Source organism: Rhodococcus sp. IEGM 1381, assembly GCF_030056795.1.
Taxonomy (GTDB): domain Bacteria; phylum Actinomycetota; class Actinomycetes; order Mycobacteriales; family Mycobacteriaceae; genus Rhodococcoides.
On the sequence record NZ_JASHKQ010000040.1, the window covers coordinates 1 to 246 of the forward strand.

1 protein-coding gene is annotated in these 246 nt (G+C 67.1%); it reads right to left on the reverse strand.

Features of this window, described 5'->3' with window-relative positions; translation table 11 throughout:
- Nucleotides 1–246, reverse strand: a 246-nt coding sequence (locus tag QM797_RS26180; RefSeq protein WP_283278655.1) for a hypothetical protein, incomplete at both ends; no start/stop codon positions are given.

Sequence of the window (246 nt, forward strand, 5' to 3'; positions counted from 1 at the left end):
GGTCGGTCAGTGGGTCGCGTGCGACGGATTTTCCGAGGGTGGGGTCGGCGGCGATCGCGGCTTCGAGTGCAGCGGCCAGGGATGCGTTGCCGAGGTAGATGCCTGAGGGTGTCCGGTGTGGGGGTGTGTGGCCGGCTGTGTGGCGTTCTGTGTGGATCGTCCGGTTGTGTGGCCGGATTGCGGAGGGCAGATCGAGGGCAGAGCTGTGCCGTGTGCCCTTGCCGACGGGTGTGTGGGTGCAGAACA